The following is a 22,808-nucleotide window of genomic DNA, read 5'->3' as shown; positions in this document are numbered from 1 at the left end:
TTATAATCAGCGAAGAATTCAAAAAGGCTTGGATTTTAAGACACCAAATCAAATGGCAGAAGACTTTTATCGGTTAGCTGCCTAGAATCTCCCAAGTGAAAGTCTCCTGCTAATTCAGCACACATCAAAGCGAATGCGGATGGTGTAAGGATAAATGGGGGGTATCTTGGCAAATCATCCCTAAAGCTTTGCTTGAAGCATCATACAGTTCAGACCGTGGTGTTGCTAAAAGAGCTTTTGATGCCATGATGACCATGAAGAAAATTGATGTCGCTGCAATTGAAGCTGCCATCCGAGGCTAAGGCATGGTCTCGATATCAGTGATTAATGCCATGTATTTAGTTTAAGCGTTTGGCCTTATTACTTATATAAAGTGAGAGGTCATTGATAATAATCAGAAGTTCATCCTTTAAGGTATAGCCAGTGAGTTGCTTATGGCGGCCGCTGGCTAAAATCTATTTAAGCCTTCACAATAAATAATTTTTCTTTTTTAAAATAAGTAAATAAAACTCGAAGATATCTCTGAAAGTGAAGATTCATATTTGAAATATTTGGCTTAATGTAAGATGATAAAATAGTAAGTGACTAAAATTTAAAATCTTATTTCATCTGCTAGAAGAACGAGAAAGACATGCCTCATTCCCATCATCATGAAAAACACTATATACAACGTTCTGGCTGGTTGCGTGCCGCAGTGCTTGGTGCCAATGATGGAATTATTTCCGTGACCAGTCTGGTTGTTGGGATGGCAGCCAGTGGTGCTTCCTCACAAACACTTTTGATTGCTTGTGTTGCTGGCCTGATTTCTGGTGCAGCCTCGATGGCAGCTGGGGAATATATCTCGGTCAAGTCGCAACAGGATATTGAAAAAAATGATCTCGCCATGGAAGAGCGGGAATTAAATCTGCATCCCGTACATGAATTAAGAGAACTAAAAAATATTTATATCAAGCGAGGGTTAGAAGCTGATCTGGCCGAAGAAGTGGCAAAACAGCTTACTGCACATAATGCCTTAGATGCGCATGCGCGTGATGAAATTGGAATTCTGGAACAGACAGCTGCCCGGCCCTTTACGGCGGCATTTTCTTCAGCATCAGCATTTACGGTAGGTTCTTTATTTCCATTGGTATCCATTTTGGTTTTGCCTTCACATTTGCTAGATCAGGGCGTCATGCTGGTGGGAGTGCTTAGTCTGGGAATGATGGGAGCATTAGCCAGTTATGCAGGTGGTGGCAGCATGTGGAAAGGCGCACTGCGTGTCATGATTTGGGGCATCGTTGCCATGCTATTCAGTTTCTGGATTGGCTCTCTATTTAATATTGCTACCACCTAATCATTTAAAAAATATGGAATAAATTTTTATTAATCTAGATATATCCAAAATTTAATTGAAGTAGATAACTTGAAATTAAAATTTTCCTCATTGAATTGTATTAGACATATCTAGATTCTTAATTAGCTAACTCATTTAAAAAGTTTAAATTTTAACTACAAGTTTTTCTTTAATTAAAAATACCTGGTTTGATTATGTTCTTCCTTGCACTAAAGCTGTGCCAAATGGTGCAGTGAAGTGGCAATTTTAAAATCTGGATATGTATATTCTTAGGAAAATAAGAAAGAGCTTGGTTCGCAGTCAATATAATTTAGAAAAAATATAAAAGTACCTCTCGATAATTAATATAAATACAAATACTTATTCATAAATTTATTTTATTGGCACGCTTTGTGCTTAATAGAATTTGAGTCAAAGACGACTCTAAAGAAATTTGTAAGACGGCCAATGACGTCCGTTCTGATCGCATCTGGTGTGCAGCGATTCGCATAGCAGATAAGCCTATACGTTCAGTTCTGGAAGGAGATGGTGATGTCTTCAAATTTATATGAAAAGAAAGCAACAAAAATAAGTCTTTTGAATTTCAGCAGCGCAGCAATGAGAGCCTTCCATATGAGTTGGCTCGCGTTTTTTGTCTGCTTCTTTGCCTGGTTCGCCTGTGCACCGCTGATGCCTGTAATCGCAGGTGAATTCAGCTTAACCAAAGATCAAATCGCCAATATCAATATTGCAGCAGTCGCGATCACCATTCTGGTTCGACTGATTGTCGGTCCGCTATGTGACAAATATGGTCCACGGAAAACCTATACCGCATTACTCGTACTCGGCAGTATCCCGGTTTTTGGTGTTGCCTCTGCGAATAGCTATGAATCCTTCCTGTTTTTCCGCTTACTGATTGGTGCCATTGGTGCCAGTTTCGTCATTACCCAATATCACACCAGCATCATGTTTGCGCCGAATGTAGTGGGTACAGCGAATGCAGCATCTGCAGGCTGGGGTAATGCCGGTGGTGGTGCGACTCAAGCTCTAATGCCATTACTTCTGGCTGCACTGGTAATGTTCGGTGTTGAACAGGCGATGGGCTGGAGAATTGCCTTAATTGTTCCAGGCCTGATGATGCTGATTGTCGGTGCCTTGTACTGGAAATTCACTCAGGACTGCCCACAAGGCAACTTTAAAGAACTGCGTGCAGCAGGAATTCAGGTTGGTAGCGAGAAAAAAGGTGGCATGGCAATTCTGATGCATGCTGCACGTAACTACCGTGTCTGGATTCTATTTGGCGCTTATGCGGCCTGTTTCGGTATCGAAATCTTCATTCATAACATCGTAGCCATGTACTACGTAGAAAACTTCAGCTTTGGTTTAAAAGAAGCAGGTATGACGGCCGGGATCTTCGGTCTGCTAGCCCTATTTGCCCGTGCACTGGGTGGCATCGTTTCAGACAAAGTTGCCATCAAAAAAGGCCTGGACGGACGTACCAAAGTGCTGTTTGCCATGATCTTGATGGAAGGCTTATTCCTGATTTTATTCTCGCAAATGAACAGTGCCATGCTGGCCATCATCACCATGACTGTCTTCGCATTATTTACCCACATGGCATGTGGTGCAACGTATGCGCTGGTGCCATTTATTGACCGTGATGCCTTAGGTGGTGTGGCCGGCATTATCGGTGCAGGCGGTAACGTGGGTGCGGTCGCCGCAGGATTCTTACTTAAAGGCATGCTGGATATTCAAACCTGTCTGATGGCACTTGGCGGCCTGGTCGTGATTGCAGCAAGTTTTGTTCTGATGATTCGCTTCTCGGTTGAGCATAAGGCCAAAGAGCAAAAGCTATATGAAGAAGCTGTTCTTGAACGAAACAACCTGGCTTAAAACACAAGATACAAGATTTAGAAAATTTAGGAGAAGGAATATGAAACTGGTAATGATTGGCCATGGCATGGTAGGACACAAATTTATTGAATCTGTGCTTGAGCATGCGGGTGATGAGGTTGAAATCACTATTCTGGCAGAAGAGCCGCGTCTGGCTTATGACCGTGTACATTTAACTGAATATTTCACTGGAAAATCAGCCAAGGATTTAACCCTTTGCCGTAACGACTTTGCAGATGCGTATGGAATTGATCTGCGTTTGAGTACCAAAGCGACTGCAATCGATACTGTTAATAAAACAGTCACCACTAATCATGGCGATGTGATTGCTTATGACAAACTGGTTTTAGCTACCGGCTCCTATGCTTTTGTGCCGCCAATTCCTGGTAATGACCGTGAAAATTGCTTTGTTTACCGTACTATTGAAGATCTGGATGCCATTCGTGCAGCGAGCTTGAATGCCAAAAACGGTGTCGTGATTGGTGGTGGTTTGCTGGGGCTGGAAGCGGCAAAAGCGCTGCGTGACCTGAATCTGGAAACGCATGTGGTCGAATTCGCACCACGCTTAATGACAGTACAGATTGATGATCTTGGCGGTAAAGTATTACGCAGCAAAATCGAAGATCTGGGCGTTAAAGTCCATACCCAAAAAGCCACCTCGTCTATTGAAGATGGTGTCAATGCCAAGCACGTGATGAAGTTTGGTGATGGTGCTGAGCTGGAAACCGACATCATTCTGTTCTCTGCAGGGATCCGTCCACGTGATGAGCTGGCACGTCAAAGCGGACTGGCAATCGGTGAGCGTGGCGGGATCATGATCAATGATTATTGCCAAACTTCCAATCCAGACATTTACGCGATTGGTGAATGTGCGCTGTGGAATAACAAGATTTTTGGTCTGGTTGCGCCAGGCTACGACATGGCACGTATTGCTGCGAAACATGTACTTCAAGAAGAATGTGCCTCATTTACTGGCGCAGACATGAGCACCAAGTTGAAACTGATGGGTGTGGATGTTGCATCAGTTGGCGATGCACATGCCATGACACCAGGTTCACTGAGCTACTTCTATGCAGATGAAGCAGCGCAGATCTACAAAAAAATCGTAGTTAATGCTGAAAAAACCAAACTGCTCGGTGCAGTGCTGGTCGGTTGTGCCAAAGAATATAACGACCTGCTGCAAATGATGCTAAATGGTCTGGAAATCCCGGAAAATCCGGAAAGCCTGATCATGCCGGGCTTTGATCAGGCAGCAGCGAAAACGGGTGGCAGCGGTGTAGATTTGTTGCCAGACAGCGCAACTATCTGTTCATGTAACAACGTATCTAAAGCGGATATCTGTTCAGCGATTGCCGATGGTTCAACTTCGCTTGGTGCACTGAAAAAATGCACCAAAGCTGCTACAGCTTGTGGTGGCTGTGCACCGCTGGTGACGCAAGTTCTGAAATCTGAGTTACAACGTCAAGGCGTAACAGTAAATAACCATCTCTGCGAACACTTTGCTTATTCACGCCAGGAACTGTATCACCTGGTTCGTGTGAATGAAATCAAGACCTTTGATGACCTGATCCAGCAACATGGTCATGGTCTGGGCTGTGATATCTGTAAGCCAACAGTGGCAAACATCCTGGCATCTTGCTGGAACGACTTTGTCCTGAAACCAAGCCATGCCGGCCTGCAAGACAGTAACGACTACTACCTCGGTAACATTCAAAAAGATGGTACTTACTCTGTCGTTCCTCGTATGGCAGGTGGTGAAGTCACTCCAGATGGTCTGATCGTAATTGGTCAAATTGCTAAAGAATATGGTCTGTATACCAAACTGACTGGGGGCCAGCGTGTCGATATGTTTGGTGCGCAACTGCATCAATTACCAGAAATCTGGGAAAAACTGATCAATGCCGGTTTTGAATCAGGTCATGCCTACGGTAAATCGCTGCGTACCGTGAAATCTTGTGTCGGCAGCACCTGGTGCCGTTATGGTGTGGATGATTCTGTGGGCTTGGCGATCTATCTGGAAAACCGCTACAAGGGCTTACGTTCTCCGCATAAACTGAAAATGGCGGTATCTGGCTGTACCCGTGAATGTGCCGAAGCACAAAGCAAAGACGTGGGTGTGATTGCCACTGAAAAAGGATGGAACCTGTATGTTTGCGGTAACGGCGGTATGAAACCGCGTCATGCTGAACTACTAGCATCAGATCTGGATACACAAACTTTAGTCCGCTATATCGACCGTTTCTTCATGTTCTATATCCAGACGGCTGATCGTCTGCAACGTACTTCAGTATGGCGCGACAACCTCGAAGGCGGCTTAGATTATCTGAAAGATGTCATCGTCAATGACTCACTGGGTCTGGCAACAGAACTCGAGCGTCGTATGGAGCATGTGGTGGGCACTTATCAGGATGAATGGCGTACTGCAGTTGAAGATCCAGAAGTCCGTAAACGTTTCAAAACCTTTATTAATGCCAAGGCTGAACAGCAAAACGATCCGCACGTTCAATTTACTGAAGTGCGCGGTCAGATCCGTCCAAAAACTGAAGCTGAACGCAATGCCAGCCGTATTCCGGTAGTTGAAGCCTGATTCAAAGAATAAAGGAGCAAGAATATGACAATGTTTAAAGATATGAATGAACTGAATTGGGTTGAAGTGTGTGCACTGGATGACATCACGCCTAATACTGGCGTTGCAGCTTTGGTGGAAGATCAGCAAATTGCGATCTTTCGTGTAGGTTCAGAAAAACGTGTTTATGCACTCAGTAACCAGGATCCATTTAGTAAAGCGTTTGTGATGTCACGCGGCATCATTGGTGATCTGCAAGGTGAACGTGTAGTCGCTTCACCAATTTACAAGCAGCATTTTAGTCTGGCGACTGGCCGCTGCCTGGAAGATAAAGATCAAAAACTGCTGGTTTTTCCAAACAAAATTGAAAATGGCAAGGTGTTCATTAGCCCCGTGCCACAAAAAACCTATATCACCAACAACGGTGTTTCACCGGAAAAAATGAAACTGGTACTGGTCGGTAATGGTCTGGCAGGCATGCGTTGTCTGGAAGATCTGCTGGATATGGCACCAGAACGTTATGAAATTACTGTGATTGGTGAAGAGCCTTGGGGCAACTACAACCGCATCATGCTGTCGCCAGTGCTTTCTGGCGAGAAAACCATTGATGACATCATGCTGCATCCACATGCCTGGTATGCCGACAAAGGTATCCGTCTGATTGCTGGTGATCCAGCAGTACGTATTGATCGTCCGCGTAAGCAGGTGTATACCGAAAAAGGCGAAATGATCAGTTATGACCGTTTGATTCTGGCGACGGGTTCCAAGCCATTTGTTCCGCCAATTCCAGGTAGCGACTTAAAGGGCGTACTTAGCTTCCGCGACATTTATGACGTAAACAATATGCTGGACTACTGCAAAACCAAACAAAATGCGGTCGTCATCGGCGGTGGCTTACTGGGCCTGGAAGCTGCTTATGGCCTGAAACAGCAAGGCATGAATGTCACAGTATTGCATCTGATGGATCGCATCATGGACCGTCAGTTGGACAGTAAAGCCAGCCAGATGCTGAAAACTGCGATTGAACAGAAAGGCATCACCATTCTGACTGAAGCGAATACCGAATGCCTGATTGGTGAAGAAGGTCATGTGACCCAAGTGAAACTCAAAGATGGGACTGTACTGGAAGCTGATTTGGTGGTCTTTGCAGTTGGTATTCGTCCAAATATCGCATTGGCGCAAAGTGCTGGTCTGCGTTGTAATCGCGGTGTGCTGGTAAATGACACCATGCAGACTTTTGACCCAAGTATTTATGCGGTGGGTGAATGTATCGAGCACCGTGGTCAAACCTTTGGTCTGGTTGAACCACTTTGGGGCCAGGCGTTCATTTGTGCATCACATCTGGCCGAGCATGGCAGCTTGACCTTTAAAGCGCCGACGGTTCCGACTCAGCTGAAAGTGAGTGGTTGTGATGTGTTCTCTGCAGGTGACTTCGAACCAAAAGATGATTTTGAAGATATCGTACTGAATGATGAAAAGCGTCAGATCTATAAACGCATTATTATTCAAAAGGATAAAGTCATTGGTGCGGTGCTGTTTGGCGATACTGAGGATGGTGCCTGGTATGCCGAGTTGATTGCAGATCAAACCCCAATTGCAACGATTCGTAATAAGCTGCTTTTTGGTCGGGATTTTGCATTAAAGAAAGCAGGCTAATTAGTTCTCTGTAATTAGTACTTCATTAGGGTCGTCACAGCCTCACCTGAAGCGCTGAAGCGACTGTTTACGTGTAGGCATTCCCTTACTTTTGAAAGATCAAAAGTAACAAAAATCTTGGATTCCCATACATTACGTCCTGTAATGATGGGAATCGGTGGCATCCATGCCACCTCACGATAGTGAATGCTTACACAAATTTCGTATTTCAAATAAAGCCAAGATAAAAATCGGAATTACGTGAACTTAGATAATTTAGGAGCACAGCAGCAATGAATAGTATCCCAGTGGTGAAACTGCCTAGCTCCACAGAATTAAAAACTAAAACTACACAGACCACGTGCCCATATTGTGGCGTGGGTTGTGGTGTGACTGCACATGTAACGCCGACCACATCAGGTCCGAAAGTGACTGTTGAAGGCGATGCCAATCATCCTTCTAATTACGGTAAGCTGTGTATTAAAGGCAGTAATTTGGCCGATACCCTAGGACTTGAAACTCGTTTACTGCAGCCAATGCTGGGTCGGAAAGATCAGCGTGAAGTCACGAGTTGGGATACTGCAGTTTCGTCCATTGCCAATAAATTCCAGCAATGTATTGATCAATATGGCCGAGACAGTATCGCGTTTTATGTCTCAGGTCAGTTGCTGACCGAAGATTATTACGTGGTGAATAAATTCGTTAAAGGCTATCTTGGTACGGCGAATATTGATACCAATTCACGCCTGTGCATGTCCTCTGCGGTTGCGTCACATAAACGTGCCTTTGGCGAAGATTTGGTCCCAGCCAGCTACGAAGATTTCGAACATACTGACATGGTGGTACTGGTCGGTTCCAATACCGCTTGGTGTCATCCAGTGCTGTATCAGCGCATTATGAAAGCCAAGGAACAGCGCGACCTGTTTGTGGTCGTGGTTGATCCGCGTTTTACCAGTACCTGTGAAGCAGCAGATTTGCATTTGCCAATTCTGCCGGGGCAGGATGTGGCGTTGTTTAATGGCTTGTTGCAGTACCTCTGGAAAAATGGTTACGCAGACCAAGACTTTATTGCTCAACATACACAAGGCTTGGAGCAAGCCTTAGTACAAAGTGAAGCTGAGTCTTCGATTGAAGAAGTTGCTCAACGTACCGGTATTGCTGTCGAGAAACTGCAAACTTTTTATCAGAAATTTGCTCAAACTGAAAAAGTCATGACTCTATTTTCAATGGGGGTCAATCAGTCTTCGCAAGGGGTGAATAAAGCCAACAGTATTATTAACTGTCATTTGCTCACCGGTAAAATCGGCAAACTCGGTGCAGCGCCATTTTCCATGACCGGTCAGCCAAATGCGATGGGAGGGCGTGAAGTCGGTGGTCTGGCCAATATGCTGGCTGCACATCTGGATTTAGAAAATTCGGGACATCAGCAGTTGGTACAAAGCTTCTGGCAAAGTCCAACCATCGCGACTCAGGTTGGCCTCAAAGCAGTCGATTTATTCCAAGCCGTTGAAAGTGGCAAGATTAAAGCGATCTGGATTATGGCAACTAATCCGGTAGTCAGCTTACCAGATGCCGATCAGGTTAAACGTGCCCTGGACAAATGTGAATTCGTGGTGGTGTCTGATATCTGTCAGGACACGGATACCACACAATATGCTGATGTCTTGTTACCCGCTTTAGGTTGGGGTGAAAAAGATGGCACCGTGACCAATTCGGAACGTCGTATTTCACGTCAGCATGCATTTTTGGATGCACCGGGTGAAGCCAAAGCGGACTGGTGGGCCATTGCTCAAGTGGCAAAACACATGGGCTTTAATGGCTTCGATTTCCAGAATAGTTATGAAATCTTTAAGGAGCATGCAGGGCTTTCTGCCTATCAGAATGCCGAACTGCATAAACCTACAGACACCTCATATTTCCGCTATTTTAATTTAAAAGGCCTAACCGATTTAAGCCTAGCTGAATATGATGAACTGAAACCGGTACAGTGGCCAGTATGGAGAAAAGATCAGGCAAAAGATTCAGTAGCTCGACTCTATAGCGAAGGCCAGTATAGCCATGCAGATGGCAAAGCCAAATTCATTGCAATTTCAGCGGTCAATCCGGTTCATCAAACCTCTAGTGAATATCCTTTAATTTTGAATACTGGCCGGATTCGTGACCAATGGCATACCATGAGCCGTACCGGTCTCTCTGCCAATTTAAGTACCCATCGTGCTGAGCCGTATTGTGAAATTCATCCACATGATGCCTTGAAATATGGGATTCAGGATGGTGAATTGGTTGAGGTGAAATCGCAGTGGGGCAATTGTGTCTTGCGTGCGACTGTCAGTGACAATATCCGCCGTGGACAGGTCTTTGCCCCGATTCACTGGAATGATCAGGTCGCATCCGATGCCCGGATCGGCAAGGTAGTAAATCCGGTAGTGGATGCCATTTCGGGTGAACCTGAGTTCAAGCATACTCCGGTCATCATCCATCCATTTTATAGCCAGTGGCAAGGCGTATTTTATGTGCGTCAAGGCTTTGAAAAAATCGTACAGCCGTCGATTGAAGCTACCGTGTGGTGGACTAAAATCACTACCAGCAAGGCAATACGTTATGAACTGGCAGACCGGAAGAAATTTAGCTATACCACTGAGCATTTAAAAGAATTATTGCCATTTCAGGATGAAAGTTTTGAATGGCTGAATCTTGAAGATCAGACCGCCCATATCAGTCATAGCGTGATACTTCAGGATGGTCATGTGATTGCCAGTCTATATATTGCACCGAAGGCCTTATTGCCGGACCGCGACTGGGTGGCAAGTCTGTTTAAACGTGAACGTTTAAGTGCTATGCACCGTAAGGCTCTACTTGCCGGACAGCCGATGTCGATGGCAAATAATGAAGGTCCACTGGTGTGTAGCTGTTTTAAAGTCGGTAAAAACCGCATCATTGAAACCATTAAAACTAAAAATATTACGGATGAAAAACAGGTGACCGCATGTTTAAAAGCCGGAGGGAATTGTGGTTCGTGTTTACCTGAAATCCGTGGCCTGATTAAAACATGTCAATTGGAGACGGTAGAATGAAAAAAGGAGCCGAGAGAGAAAATAATAAAACAGCCTATCCGCGTACTGATCTGGTGATCCTGGCGGGTGGACAGGCAAGACGCATGAATGGCATCAACAAACTGTTGCAGAAATTCGATGACCAGATTCAGCTGATCAAGATTCACCAACAGCTGAAATCGAATGTTGCACAGGTCTGGATTAACAGCCATCGCGACTATTCCATTTACCAGAAACTTATTCCCAGTGTTCATTATTATCAAGATGATGAGCCGGGCTTTCAGGGGCCGTTAATGGGCATGAAAAGTGCCTGGTCGCATGTGCAGTCGGATTATGTACTGTTTGTCCCTTGTGACCTAACTTATATTCCTTCCAAAGTATTGCTCAAGTTACACCAGGCTCTAGCCAAAAATAGTCTGGCTGAAGTGGCCTATGTGGAAATTAACGGCAAGCCACTTTATCCATTTTGTCTGGTCAAACGCAGCAGTCTGGCAACCCTGAACTTACATCTTGAACAGGAACAGCGCAGTCTTAGACACTGTTTTGCTGATTTGCACGCACAAGTGGCACGTTTTAAAAATCGTGCGCTATTTTTTCACAGTATTAACTCGCTGGATGAACTGCAACAGTATCAACAGCTCAAATTTCTGCACTAAAAACTGAATATTTTGCTTTTGGCACAAAGTTGGAACACTTATTGCAATTCTAATTATTACAAGATTGGGCGATTTGAGTTTCGCGCACCGCATGTGTGCAACAACCCACCCAATGCCTGAAGATGGATGTTCAACATGAATATGATGACACAGCTTAAAAATGATGCCTTGTTTGTCGATCAATTCGGTCGTGGCAAGCGCAAGCTAAGGATTTCAGTGACCGATCGCTGCAATTTCAAATGTGTTTATTGTATGCCTGAACATCCTGAATGGATGAAAAAACACGATCTGCTCAGTTTTGAAGAGCTGTATCAATTTTGCGATTTTATGGTGCGTCATGGCATCCAGTATATCCGCATTACTGGTGGTGAGCCGTTAATGCGTCAGGGCGTAGTGCATTTTGTTGAACAACTGCAAGCGCTGAAAAAGCTGGGACTACAACGCATTTCCATGACTACGAATGCGCATTACTTAAAACAATATGCACAGGCCTTAAAGCAGGCGGGACTGGATGACCTGAATATTAGTTTGGACAGTCTGGATGCTGATCAGTTTAAACAGCTGACTCAAAAAGATTTGGCACCTGTGCTGGAAGGAATTCAGGCAGCACAAGTCGCTGGATTACCGATTAAGATCAATACCGTATTGATGCAGGGTATCAATGATGATCAGATCCTGCCATTGGCGCGCTGGTCAGTTCAGCAAAACATTGTCCTGCGCTTTATCGAATTTATGCCACTTGATGGTGATCACCATTGGTCTACTGAGCATGTAGTCAGTGAACAATACATTTTAGAAACTTTGGCGACTGAATTTACGCTCACTCAAAAAACTAATAATTCTGCCCAATCAGCTTCGGAACCCGCACGCCAGTATCTGATTGATGGCCATCCGATTGGAATTATTTCAACCATTACCAATTCATTTTGTGGCAGCTGCGACCGCTTGCGATTGACTGCACAAGGTGAATTTTATAACTGCCTGTTTGCACCTCAAGGTTTGAATCTTAGAAAGGAAATCAAATCACTAAATGCATCTGTAGCTCTAAGTGAGTTGAATTTGTATGGTGCTTTATCCCGATATATCTGGAACAAAGAACAGGGCTTTCATGCCATAGAGCAGCGTTTAAAAAATCAAAGTATGAATCAAAACAGCCGCAAAATTAGTATGCACATGATAGGAGGCTAAGATGTCACAGATCAGAATCAGAATTGAAGCCTTCGGTGCGGTAGAGCGACAGTTACCGCAAGATCTCGAAATTATCTGCAAATCTCAAAGTACCGTATCTGAAGTTTTGAATCAGGTGGGACAAGATTATCCTGATGCATTTGGCATGATTGAACGCTGTGCCTGTGCCATCGGTGAAGATATCATTTCACGTCAGACACCTCTTCATGCTGACAGTACTTTGGTGCTGTTGTCACCTGTCGCAGGAGGCTGAAATGAGCAAATTCAAACAGATATCCCGGATCCAAGATACTGCTTTAGATCTGGAAAGTTTTGATCCGATCCAGTCTTTTCCTGAATGTGGTGGAGTCGGCGTATTTATCGGAACGGTACGTAATCACCATGAAGGTAAAGCAGTCAAGGCACTGAAATATACGGCCTATACACCTGTTGCAGAAAAAATGATTCGCCAGATTGAACAAGAAATCCAGGCCAAATACGGCGTGTCCTATGTGCGGGTGATTCATCGAATTGGGGCACTAGATATTGGTGAAAAAGCCATTATTGCAATTGCTTATGCTGCACATCGACGTGAAGCTTTTGCTGCTTGTGAGGAAGCAGTAGAGCGGGTCAAACATGAGGTGCCAGTCTGGAAAGAAGAGTTTTATATGGATGGCAGCAGTCAATATGTTGAGGGGTGTTGTATCCGTAAAGATGTAGAAATTACTCATACGCATCGTCATTCAGAACATTCAGATGAGACGCATCAACATTGCCATCATGCCAAAGAAAATATGCCATTCATCTATCAATGGCCGATATAAGTCAGAACAGACACACGTTTTAAGAAGAAATGAACTATAGGAACATGCAATGAAAAATGTCGGGATGAAAGCAGAAAGTTATCGGACTGCAGTAGCTACAGGGATTCTGCATGCACCGCCACATTGCATTGAATTATTACGGAATGGCAATACGGAAAAGGGTGATGCACTAAAGACAGCTCGCATTGCCGGAATTTTAGGGGCTAAACGAACCGATGAACTGATTCCACTTTGTCATCCCTTACCAATTTATCGCGCAGATGTGGAATATGAACTGTTTGATGCGCATGTCGAAATTATTGCCACAGTAGAGACTATTGGTCCAACCGGTGTGGAAATGGAAGCCTTGACTGCCGTTAGTCTGGCTGGATTGACCCTCTATGACATGCTCAAACCACATTGTGAACCGGAAGACTTATGTCTGGATCAATGTAAATTACAAAAGAAAAAAGGCGGTAAATCGCATTTTGCCCGTGTTTTAAAAGAAGCATTGCCAGCATCTATCATTGTGCTTTCAGATACAGTCGCTGCCGGTAAAAAAACGGATACAGCAGGGCAAAATGTTCTGGAAATATTACAAGAAGCCAATTTTGAAAATATAGCCTATCAAGTGATTCCAGATGATCCTGAACAGTTATTGGCATTGGTTCATCAACAAAAAAATGACTATCCATTGATCCTGACTGTAGGTGGAACAGGCTTAGGTCCTAAAGATCTAACAGTTGAAACTTTACAGCCTTTACTGAAACGGGAAATTCCTGGACTCATGGAAGCTTCACGCAGTTTCGGCCAGAAACGCACGCCGTATGCAGCTTTAAGTCGTGGCGTTGCGGGCTATATTGATAACAGTTTGGTAATGACTTTACCGGGCAGCCGACAAGGGGCTAAAGAATCTTTAATTGCTATACTACCAGCGTTGGTACATTTATTTGATGTGCAAAAAAATATTCCACATCAAGGCGGTTATCAATAATGTCTGGATGCGGAGCAGAACATGGTCTGATTACAGTCGATCAAGCTTTAGAATTAATTTTGCAGCATACTCAAGTGTTAGCAACTGAACGACTGAAGTTAAACCAAGCCCTAAATCGTTATCTAGCAGAAGATATTTATTCTGGGATTAATTTACCGTTATTTTCGCAAAGTGCCGTAGATGGTTATGCACTGTGTACCCAAGCTGCAATTGAACCAGAAAGTGAGTTTCAGCTTATCGGTGAAATTCGGGCGGGACAACAGGGTGAACTGCAACTTCAGGATGGTCAGGCAGTCAGGATTTTTACTGGCGCTAAAATTCCGCTTGGGACTACTACGGTCGCACGTCAGGAAATTGTTCAAGTGATTGATTCATCCAAAATCAAAATTATGGAACAGCTCAGCGCTCATGCCGATATTCGCGATGTGGGCGAAGAAATTTCAGTCGGGCAATTATTGGCCAATAAAGGTCAGCAGCTGTCAGTCGGTGCAATTGCCTCTTTAAGCATGGCGGGGATCAATACTGTTAAGGTTTTTCAATATCCTAAAGTGGCTGTGGTCATTACAGGTGATGAAGTTGCTGAAAGTATCGAGGATTTTGCAGCGGGTAAAATTTTTGATGCCAACGGTCCCCTGATTGAAGCCTGGTTTCAGCAAGCTGGGCAGCAGGTTGAGATTTTTCATGTTGCAGATACTGAAGCGGCAGTATGGGATCTCATTCAAGAATTATCAGCAAGCCATGACCTGATTTTAACCACGGGCGGTGTATCTGTCGGAGATTATGATTTCATTCGGCCTGTAGCACTAAATTTAGGTTTCGACCAGATATTCTGGAAAGTAAAACAGAAGCCGGGCAAGCCGATGTTCTTTGCCCAGCTACAGCGCAATGATAGTTCACATTGTTATCTGCTGGGGTTGCCAGGCAATCCCGCAGCAGTGTATGTGGGCATGCAGATCTACACCGCAACTTTATTAAATGCCTTACAAGGACACAAATCTCAGCCGAACTGGTTTAATGCTGTACTCACCCATGATCTGAAAATGAATGCCAGAGAGCGCTTTTTAAGAATGTCTGCCAGCTTTGAGCAGTCGGTTTTACGAGTTAAAAGTCTGTCCAAACAGCAATCACATATGCTGAGCAATCTCATGCAGGCCAATTGTCTGGTTCGCATTCCGGCAGGAAAAAGCCTGAAAGAAGGGGATCTTGTTCAAGGCTTATTTATTCACTGATAAGGGTAGATGCACATGAAAAAATCTCTGTTTTTATCCATGTGCATTGCCATGATGTTTTCCTCAGTCCATGCAGGAACAGTGAAGGTTTACGCCGCAGCGAGTCTAAATAATGCTGTGACCGAAATTTCCAGGATTTACCAAGCCCAACATCCACAAACTAAGATTATTTCCGTATTTGGTGCATCTTCTGCTTTAGCCAAACAGATCGAAGCAGGAGCTAGTAGTGATCTATACTTTTCAGCTGATCAGGATTGGATGAATTATCTGGTACACAAGAAACTTATAAATTCCAGTTCAGTTCATCCCATCCTGTTAAATCAGTTAGTGGCGATCAGCCCGAAACATCTGAATATTCATTTTAAACCCCAGTCCAGTTTTAATTTTGCCCAGTCCTTTAAAGGTTATGTATGTACCGGGCAAATGGAATCAGTGCCTGCCGGAAAATATGCCAGGCAAAGTCTGACCAAACTGAACTGGTTAAATGGCTTAAAAGGACGAATTGTTGGAACGGATGATGTGCGCTCGGCTTTGGCTTTTGTAGAACGCGGTGAATGTGAAGTTGGGATTGTCTATAAAACTGATGCCTTGATCAGCCGAAAAGTAAAAATCATCGGTACTTTCCCAGCAAATTTACATAGTCCGATTATTTATCCTTTAGCTTTGACACGGCAAGGTGTGCAGAATAAAGAAGCAGTGCAATTTGAACAATTTATACAAAAAAGCGTGCAGGCTAAAGCCATCTTTCAAAAATATGGATTTAGGCTGAACCCCTAGACAATGGCTGGAGAAATAACTGCAAGATGTTAAGTCCAGAAGAACTCAGTGCGCTCTACCTGTCTGCCAAGGTGGCCAGCTTTGCTACCTTATTCTGTTTACCTTTTGCAGTAGCATTGGCTTGGGTTTTGGCCAGATATGAATTTCGGCTTAAGTTTCTGGTCGAAGCATGTTTGCAATTGCCGATGGTGCTGCCACCTGTGGTTTTGGGTTATCTGCTTCTGATACTGTTTGGTAATCAAGGCATGATTGGCCAATATCTCAATACACTCGGGTTGCAACTGGCATTTAACTGGAAAGGGGCGGTATTGGCCTCGATGATTGTGGCATTTCCGCTGATGGTGCAACCGATACGTTTGTCATTTCAGCTTATGAACCAGCAACTCGAACATATCGCAGGTTCATTGGGAGCAGCACCGTGGAAAGTGTTTTGGAGTATCAATTTACCTCTGGCGATTCCCGGTATGCTGATTGGCAGCATCTTATGTTTTAGCCGCAGTCTGGGTGAGTTTGGTGCCACCATTACTTTTGTGGGAAATATTCCGGATGAAACCCGCACTATTCCCATCGCAATTTATTCCTTACTGCAACAACCAAATGGTGAAGAAATGGCGATGCGTCTGGTGACATTGTCTATTTTCTTGGCATTTACTGCCTTAATTGCCAATTATTTTATTTTGCAAAACTATCAACGGAAATTGGGAGGCTGAAATGTTGAAATGTGATTTTCAATATCAACAAGCCGATTTTGGGTTAAATATTAAACTGGAAATGTCGCAGCAACTATTAGGGATTGTCGGTGCATCTGGGAGTGGAAAAAGTACTTTACTCAAAAATATTGTCGGGCTATTAAAACCTGATCAAGGATATATTCAGTTTAAACATCAGGATTTAATCAATACAGAAAAGAAAATTAATATTCCAATGCATCAGCGCAAGATTGCATTAGTTTTCCAGAATGCTTTGCTGTTTCCACATATGAATGTGCAGCAGAACCTATGTTATGCAGAAAAACTGGTATCTAGAGCAGATCGAAAATTCCAGTTTGAAGACATCGTAGAATTATTAGAATTAAAACCTTTAATATATCGTAGAGCACACCAGCTCTCAGGTGGAGAAGCGCAGCGCGTTTCTATTGGCCGAGCATTACTGTCTTCACCGAATCTATTGTTGCTGGATGAACCTTTAACGGGACTGGATCAACAGTTAAAACAACAGATTTTACCCTTCCTAAAACGGATCAAAGACGAGCTAAATCTACCCATGATTTATGTGACGCATCATTTAGAAGAGTTAGCTTACTTAGAAGCTGAAACTGTACAGCTCAAACAGGGAACATTAATCAGGAACTGATTAACTCTAGCTGATTGAGCTGGGCAGGTTTTGCATAGTAAAAACCTTGCAGATAATCACAATGATGTGATTTTAAACACTCAGCCTGTTCAGGATTCTCAATTCCTTCCGCAACAACTTCCAGATCCAGCTTATGCGCTAGGGTAATCATGGCTTCAATAATTGCCTCATCTCGTGCATTGCCGGGTAAATGCTGTACAAAGCTACGATCCAGTTTGATCTCATCGATCGGAAGACTACGTAAATAACTTAAACTCGAATAACCAGTGCCAAAGTCATCTACCGACACTTTAATACCCAAAGCCCGGACATTTTTTAAGATCTCAATCGACTTATCACCGCTAGCAATCAACATACTTTCAGTTACTTCCAGTTTTAGTAACTCATGTGGGAATTCAATTTCTGCTAATAATTGCTGTAGATCGCTCAGGAACCCGCTTCTTTTAAACTGTAAAGGAGATAGATTGATGGCAACCGAAATTTGAGTCTCATGCTGCATATTCCAGGCTTTGACTTCCTCACAAGCCTGTCTGAGTACCCATTCGCCGATCGAGACGATTTGACCGGTCCTTTCTGCAAAAGGAATAAAATCGGCAGGAGAAATAAAGCCTTTTTCTGGATGTTGCCAGCGGATCAAAGCTTCCAGACATTTGACCTTACCCGTTTCACTGTCCAGAATTGGCTGATAAAACAGTTTAAATTGCTGTTCATGCAGCGCGACCATCAGTTCATGACGAAGCTGTACATAATCTACCTTCGGTAAAGGCTCTTTCGTGAAATTATACCAGTGCCAAGTATTACCCCCTTCGGCATTGGCGTCACGCATGGCATCTTTAGCAGCATTGATAAACTGCTTAACACATTTAATGTCTGGATCAGCATCAGCGACACCAATACTGGCACTCAGGTGAATATCATAGCCATCCACATGGAAAGGTTGAGATAATCCCGCGATGATTTCTTCGGCACGTACAGCGACTTGCTTGAGATCAGTCATTTGAGTTAATAAAATTGCAAACTCATCTCCTGAAAATCTGGAAATTACATCTTCCGGCTCCAGGTTTTGGCTCAGACGATTGCCCACTAGTTTTAAAATTTTATCGCCAATATCATGACCGAGGCTTTGATTCAAAGGTTCAAAATCATCCAGATCCAGATATAAAAGCACTAGATTTGCAGAACCACTCTGCGCTAGATGCAGTTTTTCCTGAACCACTTCTTCAAACAGCTTATTGTTGATAAAGCCGGTTAAATGGTCATGTGATTCCTGATAAGCGATTAGTTCTTGCTGGGCAACATGCTGACTCACATCCTGTTGAATGGCAATAAAATGAGTGCATTTATGATTATCATCAAAGACCGGGCCGAGATTCAGCTTGTTCCAGAACCAGTGTCCATCCTTACGATAATTTTTCAGGACAATCTTGATTTCAGATTTATTCTGAATGGCTTCGCTGATTTGCTGGACGCTTTCCGCGGAAGTATCAGGTCCCTGCAAGATGCGGCAATTTTTTCCTTTGAGTTCTTCCAGGCTATAACCGGTAATCTGCTCAAAGGCCGGATTAACATATTCAATAGGCTGGTCATTTTCTGCCGAAGTTAAAATAATGCCATGCGGATTTGCATCGACACTACGTTTCATTAATCTCAGCATTTCATTGTTTTGATAGCGTTCAGTTATATCGCGTGCCACGCTAAAAATACCGACAATTTCACCATTCACTTTAATTGGCAAAAAAGTTAAATCGAGCCAGTATTTCTGTCCTGCCGAGTTATGTGCCTGAACTTCAAGGTGTCCAGTCAGACCATGCTTGGCCTGCTCAAAGGCTTCTAAGGCAAGAGGGCGATGTTCAGGTTCAATAAAATGATCAATTTTAGTTCCGATATGCGATTTAACACCAACTTCGTTAAAAAATTTGGTGGCCAGATTGGCATCTACAATATTGCCATCCAGATTGTGCTCAAAAATTGCATCGGGATGAAAAGAGAAAAATGACTGATATTTATCTTTGAGCTGATTTCGTTTTTTGCGTTCTTCATACAGCTCAAAGGTTAAGGCGATCAGCGAAGCTGCATATTGCAGCAGGTCAATTTCATTGGGAGTAGGAGACTTGATCGAACGATAATAAGTACCAAAAGAGCCAAAAAGTTTGCCACTCCCGTTGGCAATTGGTACCGACCAGCAGGCTCTTAAACCATTTTGTTTAACCAGATCTTTATATGCGACCCAGTTCGGATCATTGAGTAAATCCTCACAGACCACTAAACGACGATGATATGCAGCTGCACCACAAGCGCCAACATTCGGGCCGATTTTTAGATCTTTTGAAGCTTCTACATATTCTCTGGAAAAATAGGCTGGTTCTTTTATTAAATTAAGCGTTTGTTCCTGTTCCGAATACAACATGACAGATACCAGTGCATCCGGGATTTTGTCCCCTAACCATACGGTAATCGCATCTATGATATCCTCTAAGGCAGCAGCTTGACCAATCAGATTAAAAATCTCTTGGCTGGTGCCTCCATTATAAAAAGAAGTCATATTGTATCCTTAAGTATAAACCTCTATATAAACCTAGAAGTATTAGAGAAATTATACTGTTTTTTTGAATAAAAGATCTAAACCCCATAACACAATAACAAAATAATATATTTAAATTATCTACTTAATAACTGTATAAAAATATTATTACTAGGCACTTTTTTCACCTGTCACCACACGATTTCTCCCTAAATGTTTGGCTTGATATAAATTCGTATCTGCTTGTTTTAAAACTTCTTTAATATCGGAAGAAGTTAAAGGCCAGTGTGCAATACCGAGTGAGGCAGTCACTACACCAACTTCAAGTAAATAAGTCGATGCCAGTTTATGTCTTAATCTTTCAGCAATTTTAGAGGCTTGTGAAATCTCTTTGACTGGCGCAAGAATAATAAATTCTTCACCACCAACGCGACAGCAAATATCCTGTTCGCGAAAACTTGCCCGAATAAATCCGGCAACTTTGGTTAATACCACATCACCCATATCATGCCCATGACGATCATTAATTTTCTTGAAATAGTCAATATCCAAAACCACCACAGCAAAATAAGTTTTATTGCTAATTAAATCATTTAAAAATAGTTCAAAGCCACGACGATTATAAAAGCCGGTTAAAGGATCGGTTAAAGTATCCTGTTTAAGTTCTTCAATCTCCTGATTAAAAACGTTTACACTAGATAATAGGGATCTCTTGAATTTAAAAACTTCAAAATACCAAGGCGTAATATGATTAATCTTTTCAGTGATACCTGGATCATTCAAATGACTTGCCATTTTGGCAAGATCATTTAATGGAGAGGTAATAAATTTTGAAATACGCCAGATGATTAAAAAGATAATAATATAGATAACAAAAATTGTGCCAATCACTTTGTAGGCGAGAAGACGGGCTTGGGCGAATAAATCTTCTGTAGGCTGCTGAAACACCACGGTCCAGTTAGTCGTAGGAATTTTTGCAAAACCTGCTAGTTCGCTAACTCCCATATCGTTGTTTAATTTTATTTTACCTGAGCTATGAGACTCCATATAAGCTAAACCGGTATTGTGTTGGAATGTTTTTCCAATTCTCTCTCTTTCTGGATGATAAATAATTTTATGTTCTTTATCAAAAACATATAAGTAGCTATTTTTATAACCATAATTTTCGCTTAAAAGTGTCTTTAATAAGGATTCTTCATGTAAATAGATAAACCCTGCAATAAAGCCTTGGTATTTATTATTCTGATCAAAGATGGGAAAACTAACCAGGACGACCAGATTACCTTTTAATGAATAATAGGGTGAGGAAATATAAGGCTTCTTTGATTCGAGTGATTTGCTAAAGCCCAAAGACCGGATAATCGCAACTTTATCTAATTTCAAGATTTCAGGCGCATATTCGATGACATGACCATCTGCATCGCTGATCAAAACACTGCTAAAAGAATTAGATTGTTGAATCAATCTGTTTAATTCAGTTTTTAATAACTGCTCATTATGAAAGCCATTCTTAATAATATTGGCACTGAGGCTTAAATCATTAAATATATTTTTAAAATATAAATCAGAAATAGAAGCAACTTTAGCTGCATACTCATAATTAGTTGCAAGAGAATTATTAATCAGTTGCTGTCGGTGAATTACATTGCTCACAATCAATGTAATTGAAAAAAGAATCACCAGACTCACAAGTAAAAGGATTAAAATCAATTTACGTAAATTAAGTTTGAGTGAAATGAGCAGCTTTTGAACACTCATAACTTAATCCCCTGAATCTTTCAGAAATACAAAATGTATACAATATATTTCAATAATTATATTATGTGATGTGGTTCTCTATTTTAGATGAATAATATTCAGTTTGTAAGCATTTTTGAAGCTTAATCTGTTGCTTATTTTGTAAGCAGAAATGGTTTGGTCCATTTGTTCAATATATTTAAAAGATATGGAAAAAGACTGAGATCAAAAAAAGTGATTAAATGCTGATTTAGTAAAAATTATATTTTTATAATATAAGAAATTTTTATTTAAAAGCCAAATTCCCTATCTAAGCTAATATAATTAAATAGATAATAAATAAAGATTTATTGATTAAAAAATAATTTCTTAAAAGGTAAATATTTATTTTTCAAAGCCTTCACTATAGGGTGGAAGGTGAGATAAATAAGTGCTCAAAAGGATATGACTTAAATTTGAGCACTTATTTGTTCTAGAAAAAGCTAATTTTCTGATTTTACAGTTATTTTCTCAATGAGAAAAGTTAATTACTCTAAAGTACTTCTTAACATCCAGGCTGTTTTTTCATGCACATCAAGACGTTGCGTGATTAAATCTGCAGTCGGTTGATCGTTGACTTCATCAACAACTTCAAAAAGATTGCGTGCGGTACGAGCTACCGTTTCATGAGCATTTACCAATAAACGCAACATTTCTTGGGCATCTGGTACACCTTCTACTTCTTTAATAGCAGTCAGCTTAACAAATTGCTGGTAAGTGCCGGGTGCGGCAAAGCCTAAGGCCCGGATACGTTCTGCAATCAGATCAAGAGCATTCCACTGTTCGGTATATTGGGTCATAAACATGCTGTGCAGACTATTGAACTGTGGTCCGGTGACATTCCAGTGAAAGTTGTGGGTCATTAAATAGAGGGTATAGCTGTCTGCCAATAATTTAGATAGACCTTCGACGATTTTGGCACGGTCTTCGTAAGAAATACCAATATCAATTTTCATAGCTTTAGCATTTTTTTCTGAAGAGCCCATGTTTTACTCCTTAACAATTTTGTAGAGAGATATCTTTTAAAATAGAAGTTTGCCAGTCATGGCTGAAAAGATAGGAAATCTTGGCAG

At 42.3% G+C, this 22,808-nt stretch carries 17 protein-coding genes and 1 pseudogene; 15 read left to right on the top strand and 3 right to left on the bottom strand.

Annotation, left to right across the window (positions count from 1 at the left end; translation table 11 throughout):
* Window positions 1–116 precede the first annotated feature (116 nt).
* The 15 genes and pseudogenes from FTU72_RS08485 to FTU72_RS08415 form a co-directional block, all read left to right on the top strand.
* Window positions 117–302, top strand: a pseudogene (locus tag FTU72_RS08485) (VOC family protein); the annotation flags it as partial.
* 329 nt (window positions 303–631) lie between these two features.
* Window positions 632–1,333 (top strand): VIT family protein, encoded by a 702-nt coding sequence (locus FTU72_RS08480; RefSeq protein ID WP_180025572.1) that lies wholly within the window; start codon window positions 632–634, stop codon window positions 1,331–1,333.
* 531 nt (window positions 1,334–1,864) lie between these two features.
* The gene (locus FTU72_RS08475; RefSeq protein ID WP_180052686.1) at window positions 1,865–3,205 is read left to right on the top strand and encodes an MFS transporter; all 1,341 of its coding nucleotides are present in this window, start codon (window positions 1,865–1,867) and stop codon (window positions 3,203–3,205) included.
* Window positions 3,206–3,245: 40 nt separating this feature from the next.
* Window positions 3,246–5,792 carry a nitrite reductase large subunit NirB gene (gene nirB / locus FTU72_RS08470; RefSeq protein WP_218947513.1) on the top strand — a complete coding sequence of 849 codons (2,547 nt, stop codon included), beginning with the start codon at window positions 3,246–3,248 and terminating at the stop codon, window positions 5,790–5,792.
* A 24-nt stretch (window positions 5,793–5,816) separates the two neighbouring features.
* Window positions 5,817–7,427: a nitrite reductase small subunit NirD gene (nirD, locus tag FTU72_RS08465; protein ID WP_180052685.1), complete on the top strand. Its 1,611-nt coding sequence runs from the start codon at window positions 5,817–5,819 to the stop codon at window positions 7,425–7,427.
* 272 nt (window positions 7,428–7,699) lie between these two features.
* Window positions 7,700–10,480, top strand: coding sequence for a nitrate reductase (locus FTU72_RS08460; protein ID WP_180052684.1), 2,781 nt, complete (start codon window positions 7,700–7,702; stop codon window positions 10,478–10,480).
* The gene (locus FTU72_RS08455) at window positions 10,477–11,115 is read left to right on the top strand and encodes a molybdenum cofactor guanylyltransferase (RefSeq protein ID WP_180052683.1); all 639 of its coding nucleotides are present in this window, start codon (window positions 10,477–10,479) and stop codon (window positions 11,113–11,115) included. Before FTU72_RS08460 ends, FTU72_RS08455 begins: the two co-directional genes overlap by 4 nt.
* Before the next feature lie 135 nt (window positions 11,116–11,250).
* A complete protein-coding gene (gene moaA, locus FTU72_RS08450; RefSeq protein WP_180052682.1) occupies window positions 11,251–12,303 on the top strand; it encodes a GTP 3',8-cyclase MoaA in 1,053 nt (350 codons plus the stop codon).
* 1 nt (window position 12,304) lies between these two features.
* On the top strand, window positions 12,305–12,556 hold the full coding sequence (locus FTU72_RS08445) for a MoaD/ThiS family protein (RefSeq protein WP_034170381.1): 252 nt from the start codon (window positions 12,305–12,307) through the stop codon (window positions 12,554–12,556).
* A 1-nt stretch (window position 12,557) separates the two neighbouring features.
* Window positions 12,558–13,106, top strand: a complete 549-nt coding sequence (locus FTU72_RS08440; protein ID WP_180052681.1) for a molybdenum cofactor biosynthesis protein MoaE — start codon at window positions 12,558–12,560, stop codon at window positions 13,104–13,106.
* A gap of 49 nt (window positions 13,107–13,155) precedes the next feature.
* Entirely contained in the window at window positions 13,156–14,079 is a 924-nt protein-coding gene (moaCB, locus tag FTU72_RS08435) for a bifunctional molybdenum cofactor biosynthesis protein MoaC/MoaB (RefSeq protein WP_180052680.1), read from the top strand.
* Window positions 14,079–15,308 (top strand): molybdopterin molybdotransferase MoeA, encoded by a 1,230-nt coding sequence (locus FTU72_RS08430; RefSeq protein ID WP_180052679.1) that lies wholly within the window; start codon window positions 14,079–14,081, stop codon window positions 15,306–15,308. Before moaCB ends, FTU72_RS08430 begins: the two co-directional genes overlap by 1 nt.
* A 15-nt stretch (window positions 15,309–15,323) precedes the next feature.
* Window positions 15,324–16,085 carry a molybdate ABC transporter substrate-binding protein gene (gene modA / locus FTU72_RS08425; protein WP_180052678.1) on the top strand — a complete coding sequence of 254 codons (762 nt, stop codon included), beginning with the start codon at window positions 15,324–15,326 and terminating at the stop codon, window positions 16,083–16,085.
* A gap of 26 nt (window positions 16,086–16,111) precedes the next feature.
* Window positions 16,112–16,795: a molybdate ABC transporter permease subunit gene (gene modB / locus FTU72_RS08420; RefSeq protein ID WP_180002452.1), complete on the top strand. Its 684-nt coding sequence runs from the start codon at window positions 16,112–16,114 to the stop codon at window positions 16,793–16,795.
* A gap of 1 nt (window position 16,796) precedes the next feature.
* On the top strand, window positions 16,797–17,438 hold the full coding sequence (locus tag FTU72_RS08415; RefSeq protein ID WP_180052677.1) for an ATP-binding cassette domain-containing protein: 642 nt from the start codon (window positions 16,797–16,799) through the stop codon (window positions 17,436–17,438).
* Here FTU72_RS08415 and FTU72_RS08410 read toward each other — a convergent pair.
* From FTU72_RS08410 to FTU72_RS08400, 3 genes are all read right to left on the bottom strand, one after another.
* A complete protein-coding gene (locus tag FTU72_RS08410; RefSeq protein WP_180052676.1) occupies window positions 17,428–19,980 on the bottom strand; it encodes an EAL domain-containing protein in 2,553 nt (850 codons plus the stop codon). The two genes, FTU72_RS08415 and FTU72_RS08410, sit on opposite strands and share 11 nt — an antisense overlap.
* Window positions 19,981–20,130: 150 nt before the next feature.
* Window positions 20,131–21,717 (bottom strand): sensor domain-containing diguanylate cyclase, encoded by a 1,587-nt coding sequence (locus FTU72_RS08405; RefSeq protein WP_180052675.1) that lies wholly within the window; start codon window positions 21,715–21,717, stop codon window positions 20,131–20,133.
* A 506-nt stretch (window positions 21,718–22,223) separates the two neighbouring features.
* A complete protein-coding gene (locus FTU72_RS08400) occupies window positions 22,224–22,721 on the bottom strand; it encodes a Dps family protein (protein ID WP_004783133.1) in 498 nt (165 codons plus the stop codon).
* Between the last annotated feature and the right edge of the window lie 87 nt (window positions 22,722–22,808).

This window comes from Acinetobacter sp. YH12137 (assembly GCF_013418535.1).
Taxonomy (GTDB): domain Bacteria; phylum Pseudomonadota; class Gammaproteobacteria; order Pseudomonadales; family Moraxellaceae; genus Acinetobacter.
The sequence above is the reverse complement of the archived record's forward strand: the minus strand, read 5'-3'. Positions and strand labels throughout refer to the sequence as shown.

Excerpts from the sequence above, each read along its gene's own strand:
- FTU72_RS08410 (WP_180052676.1), bottom strand. The coding sequence starts at position 19,980 with ATGACTTCTTTTTATAATGGAGGCACCAGCCAAGAGATTTTTAATCTG.
- FTU72_RS08440 (WP_180052681.1), top strand. The coding sequence starts at position 12,558 with ATGAGCAAATTCAAACAGATATCCCGGATCCAAGATACTGCTTTAGAT.
- modB (WP_180002452.1), top strand. The coding sequence starts at position 16,112 with ATGTTAAGTCCAGAAGAACTCAGTGCGCTCTACCTGTCTGCCAAGGTG.
- FTU72_RS08415 (WP_180052677.1), top strand. The coding sequence starts at position 16,797 with ATGTTGAAATGTGATTTTCAATATCAACAAGCCGATTTTGGGTTAAAT.
- nirB (WP_218947513.1), top strand. The coding sequence starts at position 3,246 with ATGAAACTGGTAATGATTGGCCATGGCATGGTAGGACACAAATTTATT.
- moaCB (WP_180052680.1), top strand. The coding sequence starts at position 13,156 with ATGAAAAATGTCGGGATGAAAGCAGAAAGTTATCGGACTGCAGTAGCT.
- FTU72_RS08430 (WP_180052679.1), top strand. The coding sequence starts at position 14,079 with ATGTCTGGATGCGGAGCAGAACATGGTCTGATTACAGTCGATCAAGCT.
- FTU72_RS08445 (WP_034170381.1), top strand. The coding sequence starts at position 12,305 with ATGTCACAGATCAGAATCAGAATTGAAGCCTTCGGTGCGGTAGAGCGA.
- moaA (WP_180052682.1), top strand. The coding sequence starts at position 11,251 with ATGAATATGATGACACAGCTTAAAAATGATGCCTTGTTTGTCGATCAA.
- modA (WP_180052678.1), top strand. The coding sequence starts at position 15,324 with ATGAAAAAATCTCTGTTTTTATCCATGTGCATTGCCATGATGTTTTCC.
- FTU72_RS08460 (WP_180052684.1), top strand. The coding sequence starts at position 7,700 with ATGAATAGTATCCCAGTGGTGAAACTGCCTAGCTCCACAGAATTAAAA.
- FTU72_RS08475 (WP_180052686.1), top strand. The coding sequence starts at position 1,865 with ATGTCTTCAAATTTATATGAAAAGAAAGCAACAAAAATAAGTCTTTTG.
- FTU72_RS08455 (WP_180052683.1), top strand. The coding sequence starts at position 10,477 with ATGAAAAAAGGAGCCGAGAGAGAAAATAATAAAACAGCCTATCCGCGT.
- FTU72_RS08405 (WP_180052675.1), bottom strand. The coding sequence starts at position 21,717 with ATGAGTGTTCAAAAGCTGCTCATTTCACTCAAACTTAATTTACGTAAA.
- nirD (WP_180052685.1), top strand. The coding sequence starts at position 5,817 with ATGACAATGTTTAAAGATATGAATGAACTGAATTGGGTTGAAGTGTGT.
- FTU72_RS08480 (WP_180025572.1), top strand. The coding sequence starts at position 632 with ATGCCTCATTCCCATCATCATGAAAAACACTATATACAACGTTCTGGC.
- FTU72_RS08400 (WP_004783133.1), bottom strand. The coding sequence starts at position 22,721 with ATGGGCTCTTCAGAAAAAAATGCTAAAGCTATGAAAATTGATATTGGT.